The sequence below is a fragment of the Paenibacillus sp. PSB04 genome, from assembly GCF_025809195.1.
GTDB classification, from domain to species: Bacteria; Bacillota; Bacilli; order Paenibacillales; family Paenibacillaceae; genus Paenibacillus_AQ; species Paenibacillus_AQ favisporus.
Genome location: NZ_CP081301.1, coordinates 2,278,893 through 2,299,481, shown reverse-complemented (window position 1 = coordinate 2,299,481; position 20,589 = coordinate 2,278,893). Strand labels below are relative to the sequence as shown.

Below are 20,589 nucleotides of genomic sequence, written 5' to 3'. Positions count from 1 at the left end.
TATGGCTTACTTGATGCTGCTTCTCAACATGCTGCTTCTGGTCGCCGGTCAAATCACCTGGAAAATCGGCCTGCAGCAGCAAGGTGGCATCCACCTTGGCAACCTATTGCAGGTATTATTTTCACCGCTGATTCTGCTTGGTATCGTTCTTTATGCAATCGCCACGGGATTGTGGTTCGTTGTGCTGTCCCGGCTGCCGCTCAGCCTTGCCTACCCGCTGCAAAGCCTGGCTTACGCCGCCGGAATTTTCGCCGCGTGGTATTTCTTCGGGGAAAGCGTTCCGCTGAACCGCTGGATCGGGGCCGCGGTCATCGTACTGGGAGCGGTCATCATTGCCGCCAAATAAAGCCCCCTGTTTGATTTTCAAATTTCAGAAAAGGAGTTCCATATCATTCCCATGAAAATACAAAAAACCGCCCTTCTGACTTCCGTTCTGCTTGCCGCCTACGGTGTGGTTCCGGCATCTGCCGCATCCGATCTGGAGCAAGAGCCTACGATCCCGCAGAAAGTGACTACGGCTCAAGCACCCGCAGCTCCTTCCGGAACGACGGTCATCTATTTAAACAGCAGCCGAATCCTGAATAGCGGCACCGAGTCCGCATTAAACCGTTCCACTGTCGTCAAAAAAGGAGTCACCTTTGTCAGCCTCCGCTCGCTTGCCGTCTCTTTGGGCTGTAAAGTGACTTACCAAGCCTCTACGAAAGAGACCACCGTATCCCGAGAAGGTACCGAGGCCAGGTACCGTGTACATACCAAGGCATATCAAGTCAACGGGGAGACAAAAACGATGAAAGGCGAAGCGTACGAGGACCGCGGCGTGTTGATGGTTCCCCTTACTTCGCTGACGGCTGCTTTTCATCTCCCTTATGTGCTCCAGGGAAACCAAATTACGCTATACCCTGGCGGTTCCGGATCTTCGGGGACGGACAAGCCGGAAAGTCCGCTAACGAACGAACCGCCGCAGGCCTATTTTACGACGGACAAAGATCAATACCGGATCGGCGAGCCGGTGACCCTGAGCGATCAAAGCACCGACGACGAAGACGCGATCACGAATCGCGAATGGACGAACAACGAACCGGCCTTTTTCGAGCCGGGTACGGTGGAAATCAAGCTTAAAGTCACCGACAAGCGCGGCCTGACATCCGAATACAGCAAAAAAATCGAAATCACTTCCGAGGTGTTGTACAGCAAAGAAGAATATGCCAAGCGCTTCACTCCGGCAGGCGGCACATTCCAGGTCAGCGGCAAATCGATCCTGTCCTACAAAGCGCTGCCCTACACCTACACGACCGAGCCGTATTTGCTGTTCCGGGCCAGCGGTCCGGAGACGGTCAACTCGGAAGGGAACCTGTACCAGGACATCCTGTCGGGACCGGCCCGGTTTCTGGTCCATCACAAAAACAACCTGGCCACAAAGGCACGCTTCTACCTGGTCGCCACCAATCCGAACGATACCGCGGCATCAATCCAGATCGAGAGCGCGGGCGTGGCGGGGCCCACTCCGTATCCTGAGCTATCCGGCAGACTGGCTGGCGTCCGGTATTTGGAGTCCACCTTGACCGGCAGTGAACAGCGAAGCGTGCAGATCGCCCCCGGCGAGAGCGTGGCCCTCTTTCCCAAGCTGAATGCTACCGCGGCTGCTCCCGGCGATGTCATCACGATGAATGCCGATGTCACCAGCGATGCACCCGTCGAATATACCATGCTGATGGTTCAGGCCGATCATGACCCGATTGCGGTCATGCCGTCTCTGCCTGATTTAAATCCGATCGAGTCCATCGTCCGCGGCACCTTTGCGGATTCGACGCGCGTGTTCGAATACGACGGCACGGTCGGAACGGAAGCGGAGCGCCTGCCGCTCACCGACAACACCACCGATCCTTTTCAGCGGGGGATGGACGGGATGCAGGACAGCGTTGCTATCAACTCCGGCAATTACGGTGTCCTGTATAAAATCATCCTGAACCATGTTGCGCCGGACACGCTCATCGCCTTTAACCCGCGTGGCGGTAGGTACTTCGGCTCGGCGAGGGTGAACGACCGGGTTGTCGAGATCAAGCACGGCGACGGCTCCCAGGACAGCGCCACCGTGCTGTACCGGACGCAGGCCCGGGAGGAGAAGGTGGAACTCTGGCTGTCCCCGGCCGCCGGCAGCAACCTGCCGTTTTCCCTGCTGTTTCTCCCTATTTCGGAAAAATAAAAAAGACCCGCAAAGCGTTTCAGCGCTTTGCGGGTCTTTTAGGCGGATCAAACTGCAGCTCTAACCGCACATTACACATTTTTCTGGACACTTCCCGTATTCGGCGGTCCGCCTGAAGCTGCACTCACCCCGGCTTTTGTATCCGTCCGAATCCACCAAAAAGCGAGCACTCCCGCAGCTAACGCTGCATATGCCGCCAAGCGGAACCCGCCTGCGAGCCCCCATGCCGAACTGATCCAGCCTGCGATAAACGGGCCCATGAACATGCCGATCGCATAGACTGCCTGATAAAAACCCATCGCCGTTGCCCTTTTGGATGGCTCGATGTGGGCCACCGATTTGCCCAAAAGTAGCGGAAAGACCAGTCCTTGTGCCAGTCCATTAAATATTTGCGTTACGCACAGCCAGCCAAAACTCGATGCCGCCGGGATACAAAACGTAAAAACGGCCGTTCCCACATACCCCACGGTTAGCACGGCCCTTGCCCCGAAACGGTTAACGAGGGTCCGTCCGGCAAACAGCGTAGCCGCCGCATGCGGCAGCATGAAAGACAGCGTCAGCCAAGCAAGGTCGTTCTTGCTTGCACCCAGGTCCAGCGCCTGATTCGGCGTATACCCAAACATCGTGATGAACAGAACGCAGTGCGCCAGGATCGACAGAAAAGAAACCCGAAACAGCATCCGGTCACGCATAACCGGTGCCAAATCCTGAAGCGACATGGGGGTGCGCCCGGGATCCGGCTCTTTTTCCCGCAAAAATAAAGCAAGTACAAGGGCTACCACCGCAACGATGCCTCCAAGCCAAAACGGCAGCTGCCAGCTCCAACGCTCCACCAAATATCCGCTGACGAGCATGCTCGTCAATTGGGCGGCCACGGTGGTGAACTGCATCATGCTCATTGCCCGGGTTACTTCATGTTTCGGGAAAAAGCCTGAGAACGCGACGGTGAACACCACCCAGGTCGACGCGGCGATCCCTGCCATGGCTCTTGCAGCCAGCGCCCATCCCAAATGTCCGAACGCAGCAAACATCAGCCCACTTACCGCACTGGCGGCCAACCCCAGCCAAATAAATGGACGGCGCTTTTCCATAAAATCCGATAAAATGCCGAGCGGCAGCCTGAACAAAATTTGCATCAAACCGTAGGAACCGAGAACGATACCCAGATAGGTATAGGATGCCCCCAAATGCTCGATATAAGGCGACAAAATCGGAACATAAATATAAGACGAGAACCAGTACAGGAAAACAACAGAGATAAACAGCACGACCTGTCTCCTGGAGAAGGAGTCGTCCTTTGTTTGAGGTCGCTGTATCTCGTCCAAAGTTTTCGATGCACCACGGGCAACGGATTCATACGAATCCAGAGGTTCGGTGGAACGCATTTTTTTATGTCGCTTGGATTCCTGCTTTTGAATGCTCAACCCGTCACCCTCCTTTCGTTCTTAGAAGTTGGGAGTTTTTTCGAGTATAAAAAGTCTGGAAGACAAAGAAAGTCATCAAATGGATAGAAAGCAATATAAGTCTGATCCTTTTATATGTTCACCGATTCTATATTGCGTGACATTACGTAACAAAATAATGTGGTGAACCAAATCGGACAAGGACATGCCATAACTGCTTCATGTGCTGTAACGTTTCATCGTATGATCCCCAGTCCTGCCACTCTTCGGGATGATTGTGCAGCGATGCCGCTGCCAAGCCTAATACTGCCGCGTCAATCCGCCCCCTATCGTTCCCGAACCTTTGGTCGATCCTGAGTGCAAGCGGCTGCATTGCAGGCCCCCGAAAATCGCCCGGTACCGATCCAACCTCTAACTGAAAACCCGCATGCCAACCAAGCCGCAAATCATATTTATAGCAGGTCTCTTCCAATAGGTTCCCCGTTGGCGTGCCTTTGAACGAGGGATCAGCAATCAGGGCTTCCGCGTCATTCGCCAAATCCACCACAGCATGAACCTGTGCTTCAATGTAGTCATCGAGTGACCTTCCTAAGGCTTCGGGTATAAACTCGCTGGATCTGGTGTTTAGCGATTGAAGCAGCTCCACCAACAGCCGTACGTTGATGTGATCCGAACCGAGCACCTCCTGTGTGCTGACAGCCGCCTCAAACATAGGAGCCAACAATGGAGAAAAAACGTCGATCGTTCCTTTTCGCTCCGGACCCGTAAAGCTATCCCCAAACGTAAAGGTGCAGCGCTCTGAAACATGCGGGCGAAGGACGAGGTGGCACGAGCCAAACCGCGGTGACGCACCGTCCGCATAATTCATCAGGTTAAGCCCACCATACTTCGGCCGTTCTTCGTTGGTTACTCCGGGTGCCTGGTATGCTTTTCCAAATAGATGCTCTTCCCAGCGGTCACGATCACCACCAGCAAATGCCGTTCGGCTCCCGTTGGAGATCGAGGTCTCAAACTGTCCCCGGTACACCCCTTCCTGAAGCAGTCCCTCAACCACCGAACGGCCGGTAGCGAGCAGACGATCGGGATGAAAATTGAGCGTAACCCGAGCAAAACGGCGAATATGATCAATAAGCAAGTCAACATCAATCGCGCTAAGTCCTTCTGCAGCCAAAATCCGGTCAATTACGCTGCGGGAAAGGCACTGCACATCCAAAGCATCCGTACGTACATACTGTACAGCTCGAGCTTGTGCTTCGGTCAAACTTACTCCTCCTTTATCGATCCCGGGGCAATCATACGAAGAGCCCTTGGCATGAACTTACAAACTTATGTACATGTGAATAACATTTAGACAAAAGTCAACTTAACATCACCACATGAATCATTTATGCCATAAAGCACACTTCAATTGTGAGTACTGGGGATGAAACTGTGAATTATGGGAATATAATTTATGATTATAATCCAAATTGCGCGGGGATGGTTCTCTTTTTTGTGCATAACCTTTGGAAAATCGACCAGGGAATATGTATTTGTGGATGAACGGACAAAACGGATGTGTTGTCCACATTGGGGATAAGAAATAAAAAACCACTGTCGATGTTATCAACAGTGGTTCTTCGCTTGGCAACGTCCTACTCTCCCAGGACCCTTCGGTCCAAGTACCATCGGCGCTGGAGGGCTTAACGGTCGTGTTCGGGATGGGTACGCGTGGAACCCCTCCGCTATCGCCACCAAACGTTCAAGTGTTTTGATCACTTGAAAACTAGATACGAAACGAATCTGTGTTTTATATTTTTTTGGATAAGCCCTCGACCGATTAGTATTGGTCAGCTCCATGCATTGCTGCACTTCCACCTCCAACCTATCTACCTCGTCGTCTACAAGGGGTCTTACATACTGGGAAATCTCATCTTGAGGGGGGCTTCACGCTTAGATGCTTTCAGCGCTTATCCCGTCCGTACGTAGCTACCCAGCCATGCTCCTGGCGGAACAACTGGTGCACCAGCGGTACGTCCATCCCGGTCCTCTCGTACTAAGGACAGCTCCTCTCAAATTTCCTACGCCCACGACAGATAGGGACCGAACTGTCTCACGACGTTCTGAACCCAGCTCGCGTACCGCTTTAATGGGCGAACAGCCCAACCCTTGGGACCTACTTCAGCCCCAGGATGCGATGAGCCGACATCGAGGTGCCAAACCTCCCCGTCGATGTGGACTCTTGGGGGAGATAAGCCTGTTATCCCCAGGGTAGCTTTTATCCGTTGAGCGATGGCCCTTCCATGCGGTACCACCGGATCACTAAGCCCGACTTTCGTCCCTGCTCGACTTGTAGGTCTCGCAGTCAAGCTCCCTTCTGCCTTTGCACTCTTCGAATGATTTCCAACCATTCTGAGGGAACCTTGGGGCGCCTCCGTTACTCTTTAGGAGGCGACCGCCCCAGTCAAACTGCCCACCTGACACTGTCCCCATACCGGATTACGGTACCAGGTTAGAACCTAGATACGATCAGGGTGGTATCCCAACGGCGCCTCCACCCAAGCTGGCGCTCAGGTTTCAAAGGCTCCCACCTATCCTGTACAGATCGTACCCAAATCCAATATCAAGCTGCAGTAAAGCTCCATGGGGTCTTTCCGTCTTGTCGCGGGTAACCTGCATCTTCACAGGTATTAAAATTTCACCGGATCTCTCGTTGAGACAGCGCCCAAGTCGTTACGCCATTCGTGCGGGTCAGAATTTACCTGACAAGGAATTTCGCTACCTTAGGACCGTTATAGTTACGGCCGCCGTTTACTGGGGCTTCGGTTCACAGCTTCGGGATTACTCCCTAACCGCTCCCCTTAACCTTCCAGCACCGGGCAGGCGTCAGCCCGTATACTTCGCCTTGCGGCTTCGCACAGACCTGTGTTTTTGCTAAACAGTCGCTTGGGCCTTTTCACTGCGGCCCCCTCGTGCTATTCACACTACCGGGGCACCCCTTCTCCCGAAGTTACGGGGTCATTTTGCCGAGTTCCTTAACGAGAGTTCTTCCGCGCGCCTTAGAATTCTCTTCTCGCCTACCTGTGTCGGTTTGCGGTACGGGCACCTTCACCTGGTTAGAGGCTTTTCTTGGCAGTGTGAGATCATGACCTTCGGTACTATAATTTTCCCTCCCCGTCACAGCCCAGCCTTAAAGTGTGCGGATTTGCCTACACACCAGCCTCACTGCTTGGACGAGCATCCATCAGCTCGCGTCACTACCCTCCTGCGTCACCCCATCACTCATAACGGTTTACGGTGGTACAGGAATTTCAACCTGTTGTCCTTCGATTACGCCTGTCGGCCTCACCTTAGGTCCCGACTTACCCTGAGCGGACGAGCCTTCCTCAGGAAACCTTGGGCTTTCGGCGGATCAGATTCTCACTGATCTTTTCGTTACTCATACCGGCATTCTCACTTGTATACGCTCCAGCACTCCTTACGGTATACCTTCAACGCTGTATACAACGCTCCCCTACCCCTGATGCAAGCATCAAGCCATAGCTTCGGTGGTGTGTTTAGCCCCGTTACATTTTCGGCGCAGAGTCACTCGACCAGTGAGCTATTACGCACTCTTTCAATGGTGGCTGCTTCTAAGCCAACATCCTGGTTGTCTGTGCAACTCCACATCCTTTCCCACTTAACACACACTTGGGGACCTTAGCTGATGGTCTGGGCTGTTTCCCTTTTGACAATGGATCTTAGCACTCACTGTCTGACTCCCGGTCGATCAGTCGATGGCATTCGGAGTTTGACTGAGCTTGGTAACCCTTGCGGGCCCCGCACCCAATCAGTGCTCTACCTCCACGACTGCAAAACCGAGGCTAGCCCTAAAGCTATTTCGGGGAGAACCAGCTATCTCCGAGTTCGATTGGAATTTCTCCGCTACCCCCACCTCATCCCCGAATTTTTCAACATTCGTGGGTTCGGGCCTCCAGTGCGTGTTACCGCACCTTCACCCTGGACAGGGGTAGATCACACGGTTTCGGGTCTACGTCCACGTACTCATTCGCCCTATTCAGACTCGCTTTCGCTGCGGCTCCGGCTTCTCACCTTAACCTTGCACGGGAACGTAACTCGCCGGTTCATTCTACAAAAGGCACGCCATCACCCATAAACAGGGCTCTGACTTCTTGTAAGCACACGGTTTCAGGTTCTATTTCACTCCCCTTCCGGGGTGCTTTTCACCTTTCCCTCACGGTACTGTTTCACTATCGGTCGCTAGGGAGTATTTAGCCTTAGCAGATGGTCCTGCCAGATTCATACGGGGTTTCACGTGCCCCGCACTACTCGGGATCCGTCTCGGAGGGAACTGACTTTCGGCTACAGGGCTTTTACCTTCTATGCCGGGCCTTTCCAGACCTCTTCGCCTAACCAATTCCTTTGTAACTCCATGTGAGACGTCCCACAACCCCGGCCAGCAAGCTGACCGGTTTAGGCTGTTCCGCGTTCGCTCGCCGCTACTGACGGAATCACTCTTGTTTTCTCTTCCTCAGGGTACTTAGATGTTTCAGTTCCCCTGGTATGCCTCAATCTGTCCTATGTATTCAGACAGAAGTGACTGACTATTACATCAGCCGGGTTTCCCCATTCGGACATCCCCGGATCAAAGCTTGCTTACAGCTCCCCGAGGCAGTATCGTTGTTCGCCACGTCCTTCATCGGCTCCTAGCGCCTAGGCATCCTCCGTGTGCTCTTAGTAGCTTAACCATGCTACTTTTTACTTCTTGGTCTTACAATGAAGACACAAGCAGCTAAAAGGATATTTCTAAAACGCAGATTCGTTTCGTTATCTAGTTTTCAAGGATCAAATCATCCAGTCTCGCGACCGGACTTATATCATACCAAATCCTGAATTGCTTGGCTACAAGCAAGTTCTGGAAATCGTATGTGAGAGTTTGAACTCTCAAAACTGACCAACGAGTGAGTAACTAGCCGACCGGCTAGATTTGTATTTGAATGCTTCCATCGCAGGAAGCGATTCTCCATAGAAAGGAGGTGATCCAGCCGCACCTTCCGATACGGCTACCTTGTTACGACTTCACCCCAATCATCTACCCCACCTTCGGCGGCTGGCTCCTTGCGGTTACCTCACCGACTTCGGGTGTTGTAAACTCTCGTGGTGTGACGGGCGGTGTGTACAAGACCCGGGAACGTATTCACCGCGGCATGCTGATCCGCGATTACTAGCAATTCCGACTTCATGCAGGCGAGTTGCAGCCTGCAATCCGAACTGAGACCAGCTTTGATAGGATTGGCTCCACCTCGCGGCTTCGCTTCCCGTTGTACTGGCCATTGTAGTACGTGTGTAGCCCAGGTCATAAGGGGCATGATGATTTGACGTCATCCCCGCCTTCCTCCGGTTTGTCACCGGCAGTCATTCTAGAGTGCCCACCCGAAGTGCTGGCAACTAAAATCAAGGGTTGCGCTCGTTGCGGGACTTAACCCAACATCTCACGACACGAGCTGACGACAACCATGCACCACCTGTCTCCTCTGTCCCGAAGGAAAGGTCTATCTCTAGACCGGTCAGAGGGATGTCAAGACCTGGTAAGGTTCTTCGCGTTGCTTCGAATTAAACCACATACTCCACTGCTTGTGCGGGTCCCCGTCAATTCCTTTGAGTTTCAGTCTTGCGACCGTACTCCCCAGGCGGAATGCTTAATGTGTTAACTTCGGCACCAAGGGTATCGAAACCCCTAACACCTAGCATTCATCGTTTACGGCGTGGACTACCAGGGTATCTAATCCTGTTTGCTCCCCACGCTTTCGCGCCTCAGCGTCAGTTACAGCCCAGAGAGTCGCCTTCGCCACTGGTGTTCCTCCACATATCTACGCATTTCACCGCTACACGTGGAATTCCACTCTCCTCTTCTGCACTCAAGTCACCCAGTTTCCAGTGCGAACCAAGGTTGAGCCTTGGCCTTAAACACCAGACTTAAATGACCGCCTGCGCGCGCTTTACGCCCAATAATTCCGGACAACGCTTGCCCCCTACGTATTACCGCGGCTGCTGGCACGTAGTTAGCCGGGGCTTTCTTCTCAGGTACCGTCACTCCGATAGCAGTTACTCTATCGGACGTTCTTCCCTGGCAACAGAGCTTTACGATCCGAAAACCTTCATCACTCACGCGGCGTTGCTCCGTCAGGCTTTCGCCCATTGCGGAAGATTCCCTACTGCTGCCTCCCGTAGGAGTCTGGGCCGTGTCTCAGTCCCAGTGTGGCCGTTCACCCTCTCAGGTCGGCTACGCATCGTCGCCTTGGTGAGCCGTTACCTCACCAACTAGCTAATGCGCCGCAGGCCCATCCGCAAGTGACAGATTGCTCCGTCTTTCATCATTCCCTCAGGAGAGGAAATGAGATATCCGGTATTAGCTCACGTTTCCGTGGGTTATCCCGGTCTTGCAGGCAGGTTGCCTACGTGTTACTCACCCGTCCGCCGCTAACCATCAGGAGAGCAAGCTCTCCATCAAGTCCGCTCGACTTGCATGTATTAGGCACGCCGCCAGCGTTCGTCCTGAGCCAGGATCAAACTCTCCAAGAAAGTTGGAAGAATCTGCTCACCCGAAGGGAGTAGCTTTCCAACGAAAGTTTGTAGCTCATTTTGAATCTGACGAGATTGATTTAATCTCAATCGCTCCGGTCATAAGACCATCGCGTTTATACTCACTCGTTGTTCAGTTTTCAAAGATCAAACTTCGTTTCATTACCGCCCCGTGTTTCAGCAGCAACTCTTATATTATATCAAGTCCGACTCAGTTTCGCAAGCTTTTTTTAAATCCTTTTTTCAAGCTTGCTGTCCAGCGCTTAAAGCGATGTTTTCTTGGCCGGAATTAGAATATACCATGTTTATAATTCTATTGCAAGCTTTTTCGACAAAAAATATATATTCCCAATTATTCCATTTGCTCTGGTTCTATTCGTGGCACGCTGCAAACCATGCACAACCTTCATATATACTATCAAACTTCTACCCGGTCTCCAAGCACGTCTTAATGGTTAGATTAACTTCCCTCCTTATCATGGTGCGCCTGCTCGCTCGAGCAACAGCGATCCACACAGCATTCCCCAATTATTTTCTACAACATTATATATTCCCCCCATCCACACATTTCTTTGCGTTATATAGATACTTTTCAATTTTGCCATAAATAAAAAAGCCCTCATCCGCTCTAAAGCAGACAAGGGCAAACCATTCAACTCATCCATTCTTTAACTTACTCGGCACCGAGGAATGCGAACCGGCACACCACGATGATGGCTAGCACCCACATCAGCCAGTGAACTTTCTCTTTGCGCTTCCCGAAGATGTTGGAGAAAACCGCAAGGATCACATAGGACAGGATCCCTGCCGAAATCCCGTTGGCGATCCCGCCGGAGAACGGCATCAGGACGATCGTCAGGAAAGCCGGGAAAGCTTCAAAAAAGTCGTCCCACTCGATGTGGCGAACCTGGCTCATCATCAGCACCCCGACGATGATCAGTGCCGGCGCGGTAGCTGCCGAAGGAACCACCAGTGCGAGCGGAGCGATGAACAGGGACAGCAGGAACAGAACGCCTGTGGTAATAGCCGTCAAGCCTGTGCGTCCGCCTTCCTCAACGCCTGCCGTGCTTTCTACAAAGGAAGTGATCGTACTCGTACCCAGAACGGCACCGGCGCTGACGCCGACCGCATCGACGAGCATCGCTTTACCGACGATTTTCTCGCCTTTCTCTTTATCCTTCATGATGCCCATCCGAGTCGTCGTACCCACGAGCGTTCCAAAGGTGTCAAACAGCTCCACGAACGTGAAAATAAAGACGATATCGAACAATCCGATGTGCAGCGCGCCCTTCAGATCCAGATCTCCGACAGCCAGGTTGGAGAACGAAGGCAGCCAGTTGGCATGGGACAAGCCGCTGAGGTCCGTCACGCCCATTGGAATGCCGATCAGCGTCGTTACGATAATGCCGATCAGGAGTGCCCCTCTTACTTTCAGCACCATCAGAATGGCGATAATCAAAAGTCCGATCAAAGCAAGCAGCGCATCTTTATGTGTAAAGAAATCGCTTAGTGCCAGGTTGAAGCTTCCGCCGCCGATCGGCTTGCTGATATCGGTACCAGCGTTCACGGTGATCGAGATCAGGTTGGCGAGCTTGAAGCCGATGATGGCGACGAACAGGCCGATCCCCACCGTAATGGCGGTCTTAATGTTTTTCGGAACGGCGACCATCAGCATTTGCCGGACGCGCGTTACCGTCAGAATGATAAAAATAATCCCCGAAATAAATACGGCGCCCAAAGCAGCCTGCCAGGTAATTTGACCATTGGATCCAAGCACGACGGTCATAAAATAAGCGTTCAGACCCATACCCGGCGCCAAGGCGATCGGGATATTGACAAACAATCCCATCAGGATGGTAACGAGGCCTGCGCCGACTGCGGTGGCGAAAAACACGCCTTCATGAGGGATACCCGCACCGTCCGGCCCGAGAAACAGATTGTTGACGAACAGGATGTACGCCATCGCCATAAACGTCGTGAGACCGGCGATCATTTCTGTTTTTACATTTGTGCCGCGTTCCTTTAATTTAAAGAACCGTTCCATTTTCAAATAATCCCCCTTAGAAATTTGAGTCAGAACGACAAAAAAGCCCGGCAGACCGCAAAGCGACCACCGGACATTATGAATGAAAGAAAGAGATATCCCGCCAGCATCAGCTTGGACTTACCATGGTCAAGGCAAGCTGCGCTGCGAGTTGGACATCATCTCTTCTAAATTCGTAGCCAGATCATTACGGTGATCTCGTAGAGACTCCCGGGCCAATTCCCGGGATTATACGAAAGAACATATGTCGTTTCTCACATCATTCATTGTATGGAGACAAGCTTCACTTGTCAACAGAAAAAACGAATAATCGAGAGTATGACATGATTCAATGTTCGGAAATTTACATATTTCTCCCATGGAACGATGGAGCCTTATACAGAACATTTTCTCTAACTAGATAGATTGAACTAAAGTTTTGCACTGAACTTTCTGTTATAACGGCCCACTGCGGCCCTGTAACGTTCATTTCTTTAGTTCATTCTATATAGGGCTTAGCTTTTGGAATCGACCCGGAAATTATGTAAAAAACAAAAAAGACCCGCACCTGCCTAAGCAGATACGGATCTTGAACCTTGAAAAGGATAACGATTAACCTTACTCCCACTCGATCGTGGCCGGCGGCTTGGAGGTGATATCGTACACGATGCGGTTAACGTTCTCCACCTCGTTGACGATACGCACCGAAATTTTCTCCAATACGTCCCACGGAATGCGGGCCCAGTCGGCGGTCATGCCGTCGATCGAAGTTACCGCGCGGATGCCGACGGTATACGAATACGTACGTGCGTCACCCATGACGCCCACACTCTTCATGTTCGGCAGAGCCGTGAAGTACTGCCAAATTTCCCGGTCAAGCCCGGCTTTGGCGATTTCTTCGCGCAAAATGTAGTCGGAATCCCGAACGATCGTCAGCTTCTCTTCCGTCACTTCGCCCAGCACGCGGATCGCAAGGCCCGGACCCGGGAAAGGCTGGCGATAAACGATTTCATCAGGCAGACCGCATTCCTCGCCGACTTTGCGGACTTCGTCCTTGAAGAGCGTTTTGAGTGGCTCGATCAGTTTAAATTTCATATCCTCCGGAAGGCCGCCCACGTTATGGTGCGACTTGATCGTCTGAGCCGTTGCCGTTCCGCTCTCGACGATATCCGTGTACAGCGTTCCTTGTGCCAGGAAGGCAAAGTCGTCAAAACGCGCAGACTCTTCCTCAAACACGTAAATGAATTCGTTGCCGATGATTTTCCGTTTTTGCTCGGGATCGTCCACGCCGGCCAGCTTGGACAAGAAACGCTCGCGGGCGTCGATTTTGACAACCTTCATATCGAATTTGCCTACAAAGGTATCCATTACGCTCTCGGCTTCGCCCTTGCGCAGCAGGCCGTGGTCGATAAACATACAGGTCAGCTGATCGCCGATCGCCTTGTGGATCAGCATCGCAACGACAGAGGAATCCACGCCGCCGCTCAGCGCGCACAGCACTTTCTGGTCACCGACGGTTTCGCGGATTTCACGAACCTGATCCTCGATAAAGGATTCCATCGTCCAGTTACCCTCACAGCCGCAAACTTCATAAAGGAAGTTGCGGATCATTTCGTTGCCGTTCACGGAGTGGCGTACTTCCGGGTGGAACTGCACCGCATACAGCTTCTTCTCGCCATGGCTCATCGCCGCGATCGGAGCCGACTCCGTACCCGCGTCGAGCTGGAAGCCGGACGGAAGCTCAACGACATGGTCCCCGTGGCTCATCCATACGACCTGACGGTTGTCCAATCCTTGGGTAAGCGTCGTGTTCGGTTTGAACTCAAGCTCTGCTTTTCCGTACTCGCGTTTGTGCGCGCGCTCCACTTTGCCGCCGAGCTGCTGCGCCATCATCTGCATGCCGTAGCAAATGCCGAAGATCGGCAGCCCCAAATCGTACACAGCCGGGTCCACATGGGGTGCGTCTTCCGCATACACGCTAAGCGGTCCGCCAGAGAACACGATACCCTTCGGGTTCAGCTCCCGGATCTTCTCGATTGGCGTGTTAAAAGGCAAGAGCTCGCTATATACTCCCAGATCGCGGATGCGTCTTGCGATTAATTGGTTATATTGTCCCCCGAAATCGAGGACAACGATGATTTCATTTGGCTTATTCATTACCGTGCCTCCCTCAATTAATGAAATCAATTATACGCAACGATAATTCATACCGTCAAGGAAGCCGCAGCACCTAAGTTATGCCAGCCTGCCGGCGATCAAAAGGCATCTTCGCAGGAAAGCGCTCCCTTGGCTGCGGCTTACGGGAACCTGACCATAAGCTATCTTTTCCCATTCCGCAACAAAATCGTACATTTCTTTGCGCATCATTTCATCATCGACCTGTAGGGACTGCACGTATTCCCGAACGGTGGCCCCCGGCGGAGCCGCGCCATAGCGGCGGGTAATGCCCTTCCAGGCCGGAAGCGCCGCCCGGAGCAGCTGCTCCTTGCCCGGAAAGGTCCGCCGCGATAAATACACCAGGCACCACAGCCAAATCAGGCCGCGATACATCCAGACGCAGCGGACGGCGGCGGCCAGCAGCAGAGCGGTGGCAGCTGCTCCAACCGCGATCCACGCATGCTTGGCTATAAAAGACGCGATCCCGAGCGTGATGTTCTTCAACTGGAGGGCGGCGCGAACCCAATCCCAGGTCCCCCCTGAATGAACATCCTGTGCCTGGACCGTTCCGCTGTCAGAAGGCAGCGCGAATCCAGGCGTCGGGTCGAACGGAATCCAGCCGGAGCCGGGGAAATACACCTCGACCCAGGCGTGAGCGTCGCCTTCGCTGATTTGATAGCGTCCCGGGTGGCTGCTGTCCTCTTTTCCCGGGGCAAATCCTCTGACATACCTTGTTGGAATTCCCTCGCTTCGCAGCAGTACCGCCATAGCGGTCGAAAAGTGGTTGCAGTATCCTTTCCTTGTCGTAAACAGGAAGTCATCCACAAAGTCCTCGCCTTGGGGCGGAACGCGGGTATCCATCGTGTAGGCGTAGTAGGTTTTCAAATAGTCTTCCACCGCGACGACCGCGTCATATCGTGTGAGCGACGCCGACGTAATCCGGTCGGCCAGCTGCTTCACGCGTTCGGGCAGCTTGTCCGGCAGCTGAAGGTATTCGTCCTTCACCCGCGCCGGATCCGCGCCCTTCTCTTCCCGCAGCACCTGAGGATCCACGGCGGGAATGTCCGCCTTGATCCGGTAGCCGTTCACCTCCGGCACGCCCGAAATCAGCGGCACCTTGACCGTTCCCGCATCTTCGTCGGCGATCACGGTCAGGGACACCGATTTCCGGCTCGACTCCAGGTCGAGCACCTCGGCGATGGGACCGCCGGCAAAGAGAGGGAAGCTCTCGGTCATGGGCCGGCTGAACATGATTTGCTGGGTAACGGTCCGGTACTCGGCCATCGGAGCGGCCGGCTCCTCTGCTTCCGGGTCTGAGCCTTCAGGCCGGACCGCGCCCGGAATGAACAGGGTGCGGGAATCGGCCTCCTGGCCGGCCCATTTACGGCCGTCATAGAGGCTGAGCGTTTCCCCGCGCCAATATGTAGGGACAGGGCTCTCCGCTTCAAAATAGAGCCTGCCCCCTTGGCTCAGGGGCATTCCCATGTCCTGATCGTCCCCGCTCAGGTTGTAGCCCGTCACGGCTGTGGCTGAGGCGTCGCCGTAATTGTCCCGGATCCAGGATTCCAGCCGGCCGGCCGCCTGCTCCAAGGATAACCTCCCCGGAGGCTTGGCCTCGGCCGCATATCCCAGTCCCCAGCTGCCGCCGAGGACCAGGAGGGACAGCAGGCTGAGCGACACGATCCAGGTGCCGTACACCTTGCCGCCAAACCTCCCCGACGTATCGCTCTCGCGCAGTCCGGACAGATGCAGCATCCCTTGAAGCAGCAGCAGCAAACCGCAGGTGCGGATCATATCGGCGTAAATATGGATGCCGAGCAGCGTCTCAAGGCATATCAGGTAGAGCAGGGTGGCCGCGGCGAACAGAAAAATGCTGCGCCGCGACAGGGCGAGCGATTGCACGGAATAAACCAATAAGGACCAGCCGACAATCAAAACCAGCGTCCGGGTCTCCGAGCTGGTCTCGGCAAAGTGCCCGGTGGACAGCAGCAGCAGAATATCATCGCGGCATTGCGATATCCAGGAAATCAGCCAGCTAAAGGGCTGACCCTCTCCGGAAACGCTATACCAAGCGGCGCCGACCAGCAGGAAGTACACCGGGAGGGTCAACGTCCACCTCGCCAGCAGGGTTCCCCACAGCAGCAGAAGCGCTGTCAGCCACAACAGCGTCGTCATAAATCCGTCGTCCGCGGAACCCGTCAGCGGCCGGAGCGGAATGAGCCATTCGGCGAACAGCCCCATAAAGGGCAGAGAGATGATGAGTCTGTACAGAAGCGGATCCGTACGCTCCTCCATCTATACCGCCCCCTCTCCGGGGAAGTTCGACTCCACGTGACCGACGCGGGATACGCGGCCGCCGTGCACGATAAATACGCCGGCCCCGAGACGCGAAAGCAGCGCCGCCCGGCGGAACAGGCCGGGATCGTGAACCGCCGCAGCGTACGATGCCGAATCGCTGCTGTCATTTCTTTCCGAAGCGCCTGCGCAATAGATATCCACATATCCCCCGGAGGAGATGATTCCGGATACGGCGCGGAGCAGCTCGTCGGTCAGATAGCCGGTGACGACGGCCGTTCTTTTGCCTTTCAAGTTCCCGGCGGCTTCCTGAAGCTGTGCAGGCAGCGGCATGCCGCCGGCCAACGTCAGTCCCGACAAGGCTGCGAGCATGCCGGTGATCTCCGGCCCGGTCTCCTGCCTTGACGCAGGGCCGGTTCCTCCGGCTTCTCCCGGCATATCGGCACGAAGCCCGGAGCCGAGCAGCACCGCCTTCTCGCCGGCACGCCCGGCTTCAACGAGCAGCCCTGCCGCCGTCGATACGGCGGTCTCGAACCCCCGCTGCGCGGCCTCGCCGCTGACGTCGCCTGCCCGGGCGCCGTCCGGCATATAGCCGCTGAAGGAGCGGTCGATCATGACCGCGTAAGAGGACTGCTGCGCCTCCTCCGGCAGGCTCGTATGCAGGCGGCCCCACCGGGCAAGGTGCTTCCAATGGATACGGTTCGGCGGATCCCCCGGAACGTATTCCCGCACCTCCATCCCCTTCATGCCGTCCGCAAACCGGGGAGGCCGGAGACTGGCCTCTTCGCTGTAAGACAGCGAAGCCGCCGGCCGCCATTCCTGTCCGACGGGCAGCGGCTCCGGCAGCACGATAAACCGGCCTTCTCCCTTAACGACCTTCCTTCCCTGGAACCAGCCGAACAAGCCGCCCCATTCCAGCGCACAGGCTTCAAACCCGTAATGCCCCCGCGGAAGAGCGGGAATCTCATAGCGATACGTTAAGGAGCGCCGAAATCCCGGAAAAAGCACGCGGCGTAAGCTCCCGCCGGTATAATAATCCTCCACAGCCATCCAGGGGAGGGGCAGCGGTGAGCGGAAATGAATCCGCAGGGTCACGGGCACCGCCTCCCCCGCCGGAATCAGGCTTTGGGGCAAGCTGCGTTCCACAAGAATTTGCCGGGGGCCGAGCAGCTGAACCAGCATGCCGCCGGCCAGCACCAGGCAGGTCACAAACATCATGAACCATAAGGCCTCGCCTCCGTGCAGCCGGTACATGGCCACCAGACCGCCCAGCACGGCCAGCCCGATCCCCCATTCGAGGACCCGCCGCATCATAAGCGGCCTCCTTTGCGGGAGTGAACGGGCAGCACGAGCTGCTGCAGCAGCTCCCGGACCAGCTCCTCGCCGCCGGCCCCCGCAAGAAGTGCGGCATGGTTCAGCATCAGCCGATGGGCGAGGACCGGCACGGCGGTATCCTTGATGTCATCCGGGATGACATAAGAGCGGCCGGCCATGTAGGCCGAGGCCTGGGATGCGTTCATCCAGGCCAGCGTCCCCCGCGGGCTGATGCCGAGCTGAACGTTCGGATGCCGGCGCGAGGCGTCCGCCACCTGGACGAGGGCCAGCTTGATGGACTCGTCTACGAAGACGCCGCGGACGGCGCGCTGCATGCTCGCCATTTCTTCCGCCAGCATGACCGGCTTTATGGCGTCCAGCGGATGCTCCTGCTGCATTCGCGTCAGCAGCTCCACCTCTTGAGCCGGCTCCGGATACCCCAGGCTCAGCCGCATCATGAACCGGTCCATCTGCGCCTCAGGCAGGCGGTAAGTCCCTTCGAAATGCAGCGGGTTTTGCGTCGCCAGCAGCAGGAACGGGCGCGGAAGCGGATAGGTGGTGCCGTCCACGGTCACCTTCTTCTCTTCCATCGCCTCCAGCAGGGCGGATTGGGTCCGGGGCGAAGCCCGGTTGATTTCGTCAGCCAGCACGATATTGGAGAGAACCGGCCCAGGCCGGAACTCGAAGCTTCCGCTGTGCGGATGGTATATCGAAGTGCCCGTTACGTCGCCGGGCATCAGATCGTATGTGAACTGGATCCGGCCAAACGTGCAGCCAAGGCAAGCGGCGATGGCCCGGACCAGCATTGTTTTACCTACCCCTGGAACATCCTCCAGCAGAATATGGCCGCCGCTAAGCATGGATATTAGGGCCAGGCGTATTTCCTTTTCTTTACCGACGATAACGGATCCGACGCGCGATAAGACGCGGTTCAATAATTCCGGGGCAACATCATCATGAAACACCGATGGAGTCGACATAGTAACAACCTCCGTTTCCAATCATGGCTTGTTCCCGTCAAAACAGGGAATCTATCAATATTCTCTCCATGTAGAAAAGGAAGTAGACCTGCCGCACCGGCTCATTTTTTAAGAGTGACGAAACTCTCTGCAAAAATCGTAGATTCGCTCCATTGGGCACCCAGACCGTTAAAATACTGTGACCCGCCGCTCCTCTTCATTAACCGATGCCGTGATTCCGGCATATCCGGAAGCTTCAAACAAGCTGCGCAGAGGCACCCACAGCGATCCATTGACCGTCAGCACCTGCAGCGTCTCCCTAGAGACCACCTGATTGCCCTCCACCGCCTCCAGCCTGCCCGTGTCCGCATGGATCCGCAGCGAAACCGCGGCGTCTGCCGACAAGGACGCGACCCAGGCCGCCCCGGCCGAATCCCAGACCGTATTGCCCCCAATCCGCTCGGTCAGCGCGCGCAAAGGCACCATGTAATGTCCGTCAACAATGCTGTACTCGCCGGTATCCAGCGTGGTCTCGAGCCCGCCGACATCCAGGCGGAGCGGTTTGCCAGGCTCGAACAATGCGGCATTCTGCGCAATATGCGACTGAATCCAGGCGGCGCTTGGCGCGCTTCGCTTCAGTCCGCGGGCTGTGGCATTCACTTTAAATTGAACCGGCGGGTCTTGCGGTGACAACACACCGAACTGATATCCGCGGGCCTTGTACCAGCTAATTATTTGCGGGAGGGCCTTCACGCTTTCCGAATGGCCGGGACCGTCATGCATAAGAAGAACTACCTTGCCTCCCGGGACATCCGTCGTGGCACCCTTCACGATCTCCGCAGCCGGGACATCACGCCGCTTGGAATCGCCGCTGTCCACGTTCCAATCCGTCACGACGTACCCTGCCTGCTGCAGCAGTTTAAAATACGTGTCGTCAAAATGCCCGGCCGTCCCCCCGGGGGCCCTGACCAGCTGCGGCCTTTCTCCCGTGATCAGGCGTATCTCCTCTTCGGTCTCTTTGATTTGGTCCCAGAACGCAGGAAAAGATTGATAGAGTTCGGTATAATTATGGTCATATGTATGATTGCCAATGGCATGGCCTTCCTCGTAGATCCGCGAAATGAGCTGCGGATATTTCTTTACCTGCTCACCGAGAACAAAGAAGGTTGCGCCAATCTTGTTTTTCTTTAAAATATCCAGCACCTGGCCCGTTAAATCGCTGGGGCCGTCGTCAAAGGTCAGATACACCGTTTTGGGACTGACCGGAGCGGGTTTCTTCGTCGTATTGGAGACAAGCAGCCCCGCTTGGCCCACATGGACCGGATCGGTTTGCCGTCCGATGACAGCAGAACTCTTTTCGCTTGCAGATTCATTGTCCGGAGCCGTCTTGACCGCATTCTGAACCAGGGGCGTCATAGGCTGAAGCAAGGTTCGCCCTTCCCAGACGCTTGCGCAGAATATGAGAGCCATCACCGCCAATACGACCCCGATCGATCCCAGAACAACGCTGAATGTCTTCTTCACCATGTACCTTCTACCTCCACTATTTCTATGAGTTCTGCTTTCTGGTAGATTATATGGTGAGAGAAGTGGAAATAGACTTAAGGAAAGCCGAATCTTTCAAGAGCTTAATCATTCTTGCTTCCGGATGGCATTCCATCGGAGTCCGTTGTA

At 54.9% G+C, this 20,589-nt stretch carries 10 protein-coding genes, 3 rRNA genes and 1 riboswitch; of the genes, 2 read left to right on the top strand and 11 right to left on the bottom strand.

Annotated features, from left to right (window positions below; genetic code table 11):
• The first annotated feature begins 1 nt into the window (after position 1).
• Together K2F33_RS10760 and K2F33_RS10755 are read left to right on the top strand one after the other, a co-directional pair.
• Positions 2 to 346 carry an EamA family transporter gene (locus tag K2F33_RS10760; RefSeq protein ID WP_076176825.1) on the top strand — a complete coding sequence of 115 codons (345 nt, stop codon included), beginning with the start codon at positions 2 to 4 and terminating at the stop codon, positions 344 to 346.
• A gap of 51 nt (positions 347 to 397) precedes the next feature.
• Entirely contained in the window at positions 398 to 2,203 is a 1,806-nt protein-coding gene (locus tag K2F33_RS10755) for a copper amine oxidase N-terminal domain-containing protein (RefSeq protein WP_263881630.1), read from the top strand.
• Positions 2,204 to 2,274: 71 nt separating this feature from the next.
• Here the strand turns inward: K2F33_RS10755 and K2F33_RS10750 are convergent, their stop codons facing one another.
• The 11 genes from K2F33_RS10750 to K2F33_RS10700 all read right to left on the bottom strand — a co-directional run bounded on the left by K2F33_RS10750 (position 2,275) and on the right by K2F33_RS10700 (position 20,442).
• Positions 2,275 to 3,627, bottom strand: a complete 1,353-nt coding sequence (locus K2F33_RS10750; RefSeq protein WP_244867874.1) for an MFS transporter — start codon at positions 3,625 to 3,627, stop codon at positions 2,275 to 2,277.
• A gap of 142 nt (positions 3,628 to 3,769) precedes the next feature.
• Positions 3,770 to 4,867 (bottom strand): DUF3626 domain-containing protein, encoded by a 1,098-nt coding sequence (locus K2F33_RS10745; RefSeq protein ID WP_244867872.1) that lies wholly within the window; start codon positions 4,865 to 4,867, stop codon positions 3,770 to 3,772.
• A 360-nt stretch (positions 4,868 to 5,227) separates the two neighbouring features.
• Positions 5,228 to 5,344: ribosomal RNA gene (rrf, locus tag K2F33_RS10740) — 5S ribosomal RNA — on the bottom strand.
• 61 nt (positions 5,345 to 5,405) lie between these two features.
• A 23S ribosomal RNA gene (locus K2F33_RS10735) occupies positions 5,406 to 8,333 on the bottom strand.
• Positions 8,334 to 8,614: 281 nt separating this feature from the next.
• Positions 8,615 to 10,167: ribosomal RNA gene (locus K2F33_RS10730) — 16S ribosomal RNA — on the bottom strand.
• The 16S, 23S and 5S rRNA genes sit together here, the layout of an rRNA operon.
• A gap of 673 nt (positions 10,168 to 10,840) precedes the next feature.
• On the bottom strand, positions 10,841 to 12,211 hold the full coding sequence (locus K2F33_RS10725; protein ID WP_076175742.1) for an NCS2 family permease: 1,371 nt from the start codon (positions 12,209 to 12,211) through the stop codon (positions 10,841 to 10,843).
• A gap of 156 nt (positions 12,212 to 12,367) precedes the next feature.
• A riboswitch (purine riboswitch) is annotated at positions 12,368 to 12,467 on the bottom strand.
• A gap of 341 nt (positions 12,468 to 12,808) precedes the next feature.
• Positions 12,809 to 14,347, bottom strand: a complete 1,539-nt coding sequence (guaA, locus tag K2F33_RS10720) for a glutamine-hydrolyzing GMP synthase (protein ID WP_076175744.1) — start codon at positions 14,345 to 14,347, stop codon at positions 12,809 to 12,811.
• Positions 14,348 to 14,425: 78 nt separating this feature from the next.
• Positions 14,426 to 16,642 carry a transglutaminase-like domain-containing protein gene (locus tag K2F33_RS10715; protein ID WP_263881629.1) on the bottom strand — a complete coding sequence of 739 codons (2,217 nt, stop codon included), beginning with the start codon at positions 16,640 to 16,642 and terminating at the stop codon, positions 14,426 to 14,428.
• Positions 16,643 to 17,956: a DUF58 domain-containing protein gene (locus tag K2F33_RS10710; RefSeq protein ID WP_263881628.1), complete on the bottom strand. Its 1,314-nt coding sequence runs from the start codon at positions 17,954 to 17,956 to the stop codon at positions 16,643 to 16,645. It abuts the gene before it with no gap.
• Positions 17,953 to 18,936 carry an AAA family ATPase gene (locus tag K2F33_RS10705; protein WP_263881627.1) on the bottom strand — a complete coding sequence of 328 codons (984 nt, stop codon included), beginning with the start codon at positions 18,934 to 18,936 and terminating at the stop codon, positions 17,953 to 17,955. Before K2F33_RS10705 ends, K2F33_RS10710 begins: the two co-directional genes overlap by 4 nt.
• A 168-nt stretch (positions 18,937 to 19,104) precedes the next feature.
• A complete protein-coding gene (locus tag K2F33_RS10700; protein ID WP_263881626.1) occupies positions 19,105 to 20,442 on the bottom strand; it encodes a polysaccharide deacetylase family protein in 1,338 nt (445 codons plus the stop codon).
• Positions 20,443 to 20,589 lie beyond the last annotated feature (147 nt).